The sequence below is a fragment of the Piscinibacter sp. genome, from assembly GCF_050175855.1.
In the GTDB taxonomy this organism is placed as follows: domain Bacteria; phylum Pseudomonadota; class Gammaproteobacteria; order Burkholderiales; family Burkholderiaceae_C; genus Piscinibacter.
This window is the reverse complement of sequence record NZ_JBFXIO010000434.1, coordinates 1-3,991: the sequence shown is the minus strand read 5'-3', so window position 1 is coordinate 3,991 and position 3,991 is coordinate 1. Positions and strand designations below refer to the sequence as shown.

Below are 3,991 nucleotides of genomic sequence, written 5' to 3'. Positions count from 1 at the left end.
GCGAGTGGGTCAACTGGTAGGCCTTGCCCAGCGCGTACTCCGGGTCCCAGGGCTCGAGGTAGGCGAAGATGCGCGAGCGCTTCTCCGGGCTGGAGGCGATCACCAGCACAAACGAGGCCACCAGCACCGCGCCGCTGAGCAGGAACATGCGGCCGTTGACGCCGCCGAGGAACAGGATGCCCATGGAGATCAGCGCGATCACCATGAAGGCGCCCATGTCGGGCTCGCGCAGCAGCAGTACGCCGGTGAAGCCCAGCGCCACCGCCATCGGCCAGACGGCGCGCATGAAGTCTTCCTTCACGTCCATCTTGCGCGTCATGTAGCTGGCGGCGTACAGGCACATCGCCACCTTGGCCAGCTCGCTGGGCTGGAAATTGATGACGCCCAGCGGGATCCAGCGGCGCGAGTTATTCACCACCTTGCCGATGCCCGGGATGAGCACCAGCACCAGCAGCACCAGCGCGATCACGAACAGCCACGGCGCCCACTTCTCCCACACGCTGACCGGGATCTGCACCACCACCAGCGCGGCGAACACCGCCAGGGTGATCTGCAGCGCGTGGCGGGTGAGGAAGTGGGTGTTCTCGTAGCGCGCGAACTTCGGGCTGTCGGGCAACGCCACCGAGGCGCTGTAGACCATCACCAGGCCGAGCGCGAGCAGCGCGACGATCACCCAGACCAGCGCCTGGTCGAAGGCCATCAGACGCGGCGGCTGACCGCTGCCGACGTTGATCCAGTCGCGCACCGGAATGGCCGCGGCCGCGCCGCCGTCGGCGTTGCCGCGGCGCGCGAACAGGCCGGCCAGGCGCTGCCGCCAGGCTTGCACTCCGGAGCGCACGGCGGTGTTCATGGGGCCATGTCTCCGTGCTCGGCCGCCATCGCCCGCACCGTGGCGACGAACACCTCGGCGCGATGGGCGTAGTTGCGGAACATGTCGAGGCTGGCGCAGGCCGGGCTGAGCAGCACGGCGTCTCCAGCGTGAGCGCGCTCGAAGCACCAGCGCACCGCGGCCTCGAGCGTGTCGTGACGCTGCAGCGGCAGCGCCAGGCCGGCCAGCGCCTCCTCGACGTGCGGTGCGTCGCGGCCGATGGTGGCCACCGCACGGGCATGGCGCTCGATGGGGGCACGCAGCGGCGCGAAGTCCTGGCCCTTGCCGTCGCCGCCGAGGATGACGACCAGCTTCGCCGGCGTCTTGTCGGCCCCCAGGCCGTCGAGCGCGGCGACCGTGGCGCCCACGTTGGTGCCCTTGCTGTCGTCGAAGGCGTCGACGCCGTTCACCGTGGCGACGTACTCGACGCGGTGCGGCTCGCCGGCGTACTCGCGCAGGCCGTGCAGCATCGGCGCGAGCGGGCAGCCGATGGCAGTGGCCAGCGCCAGCGCCGCCAGCGCGTTGGCGGCGTTGTGGCGGCCGCGCACGCGCAGCGCGTCGGCCGGCATCAGCCGCTGGATGTGCAGCTCTTCCTCGACGTCGCCCTTGCGGTGCTTCATGGTCTCGTCGGCTTCCATCGCCCGCACCAGCCAGGCCATGCCGTTCTCGGTGCGGATGCCGAAGTCGCCCGGACGGGTCGGCTCGCCGACGCCGAAGCGGATCACGTGGCGCTCGATCGGCTTGGCGCCGCGGCCCTTGACCGGGATGGGCTCGGGCACCAGCTTCTCGACGGCCGGATCGTCGCGGTTGATCACCATCACCGCTTGCTTGCCGAAGATGCGCGCCTTGGCCGCCACGTAGGCGGCCATCGAGCCGTGCCAGTCGAGGTGGTCTTCGGTGATGTTGAGCACGGTGGCGGCGTCGGGCTCGAAGCCCTTGGCCTCGTCGAGCTGGAAGCTGGAGAGCTCCAGCACCCAGACCTCCGGAAGCGGCTGCGGATCCTCTTCGCGCGCCGCGGCGTCGAGCGCGTCGGCCAGCGTCTGCAGCATGGTCGGGCCGATGTTGCCGGCCATCGCGACGCGGCGGCCGGTGCGCTCGACCAGCAGGGCGGTCATCGCCGTGGTCGTCGTCTTGCCGTTGGTGCCGGTGATGGCCAGCAGCTTCGGCGCGTAGCCACGCGCTTCCTTCAGTTCGGCCAGCGCGCGCGCGAACAGTTCGAGCTCGCCCTGCACCAGGATGCCGGTGTCGGCGGCGCGCGAGAGCGGGCCGGCGATGCGCGCGTCGGTGGGCGCCAGGCCCGGGCTCTTGAGCACCAGCTTCACGCCGGCGAAGGCCTCGTCGGTCAGCTCGCCGCGCAGGCGCTGCGCCTGCGGCAGCGCTTCGGCCAGTGCGGCATCGCCCGGCGCGCTCTCGCGCGAATCCCACACGCGCACGCGGGCGCCCTGGCGGGCGCACCAGCGCGCCATCGCCAGCCCCGATTCGCCGAGGCCGAGCACGAGCACGTCGATGTCGTCGAGGTAGTTCATCGCAGCTTCAGCGAGGCCAGCCCGATCAGGCACAGCAGCATGGTGATGATCCAGAAGCGCACGACGACCTGCGTCTCCTTCCACCCCGACTTCTCGAAGTGGTGGTGCAGCGGCGCCATCTTCAGGATGCGCCGGCCAGTGCCGTACTTCTTCTTCGTGTACTTGAACCAGGTGACCTGCGCCATCACCGACAGCGCCTCCATCACGAAGACGCCGCCCATGATCCCGAGCACGATCTCCTGCCGGGTGATCACCGCGATGGTGCCGAGCGCGCCACCGAGCGCGAGCGCGCCCACGTCGCCCATGAACACCTGCGCCGGATAGGCGTTGAACCACAGGAAGGCCAGGCCGGCGCCGGCCATCGCGGCGCAGAAGATCAGCAGTTCGCCCGCGCCGGGGATGTAGGGAATCAGCAGGTAGCGGCTGAACACCGCATTGCCGGTCACGTAGGCGAACACGCCGAGCGCCGAGCCGACCATCACCACCGGCATGATGGCCAGGCCGTCGAGGCCGTCGGTGAGGTTGACGGCGTTGCTGCTGCCCACGATCACGAAGTAGGTCAGCGCGATGAAGCCGAACACGCCCAGTGGGTAGCTCACCGTCTTGAAGAAGGGCACGATCAGGTCGGCCTGCGGCGGCAGGTTGGTCGAGAAGCCGCTCTGCACCCAGCGCAGGAACAGTTCGAGCACGCGGATGTTGGAGGTTTCAGAGACGCTGAAGGCGAGGTACAGCGCCGCCACCAGGCCGATCACCGATTGCCAGAAATACTTCTCGCCGGAGCGCATGCCCTCGGGGTTCTTCTGCACCACCTTGCGCCAGTCGTCGACCCAGCCGATCGCGCCGAAGCCCAGCGTCACGATCATCACGATCCAGACGAAGCGGTTGCTCCAGTCGAACCACAGCAGCGTGGAGACGCCGATGCCGATCAGGATCAGCACGCCGCCCATGGTGGGCGTGCCGCTCTTGGCCAGGTGTTCCTGCACGCCGTACTCACGGATCGGCTGGCCGATCTTCAGCTCGGTGAGACGGCGGATCACCCACGGCCCGAAAGCCAGGCCGATCAGCAGCGCCGTCAGCGCCGCCATCACCGCACGGAAGGTGAGGTACTGGAAGACGCGGAAGAAGCCGAACTCCGGCGACAGCGTCTGCAGCCACTGGGCGAGGCTAAGCAGCATGCGTGCCTCCTTCCATCAGGGCGGCCAGCGCGACGACCACACGCTCCATCCTCATGAACCGCGAACCCTTCACGACGATGGACGACACCGCGGGCGCCTCGGTCAGCGCGGCCAGCAGCGACTCCACCGTCTCGAAGTGGCGCGACCCGGCGAAGGCCTGGCCGGCGTGGCGCATCAGCTCACCGGCGCACCACAGGTGCTCGATGCCGCGCTGCTTCGCGTAGCCGCCCACCTCGGCGTGGAAGGCCGGCCCCTGGTTGCCCACCTCGCCCATGTCGCCGAGCAGCAGCCAGCGCGGCCCCGGCAGCGCGGCCAGCACGTCGATGGCGGCGCGCACCGAGTCGGGGTTGGCGTTGTAGGTGTCGTCGACCAGCGTGACGCGCCGGCCCTGCCGCTCGATCGCCTTGAGCTGCGAGCGGCCC

General features: G+C 69.6%; 4 protein-coding genes. All 4 read right to left on the bottom strand.

The genetic code is table 11. The features are described from left to right. Positions 1-850: FtsW/RodA/SpoVE family cell cycle protein (locus tag AB7U92_RS23260; protein WP_428582583.1), on the bottom strand; the 850-nt coding region annotated here is incomplete at its 3' end. Beyond that, positions 847-2,394, bottom strand: coding sequence for a UDP-N-acetylmuramoyl-L-alanine--D-glutamate ligase (murD, locus tag AB7U92_RS23255; protein ID WP_428582581.1), 1,548 nt, complete (start codon positions 2,392-2,394; stop codon positions 847-849). The genes murD and AB7U92_RS23260, both read right to left, overlap by 4 nt. After that, positions 2,391-3,569 (bottom strand): phospho-N-acetylmuramoyl-pentapeptide-transferase, encoded by a 1,179-nt coding sequence (mraY, locus tag AB7U92_RS23250; RefSeq protein WP_428582579.1) that lies wholly within the window; start codon positions 3,567-3,569, stop codon positions 2,391-2,393. Before mraY ends, murD begins: the two co-directional genes overlap by 4 nt. Then, positions 3,559-3,991, bottom strand: a 433-nt coding sequence (locus tag AB7U92_RS23245; protein WP_428582577.1) for a glutamate ligase domain-containing protein, incomplete at its 5' end; no start/stop codon positions are given. The genes AB7U92_RS23245 and mraY, both read right to left, overlap by 11 nt.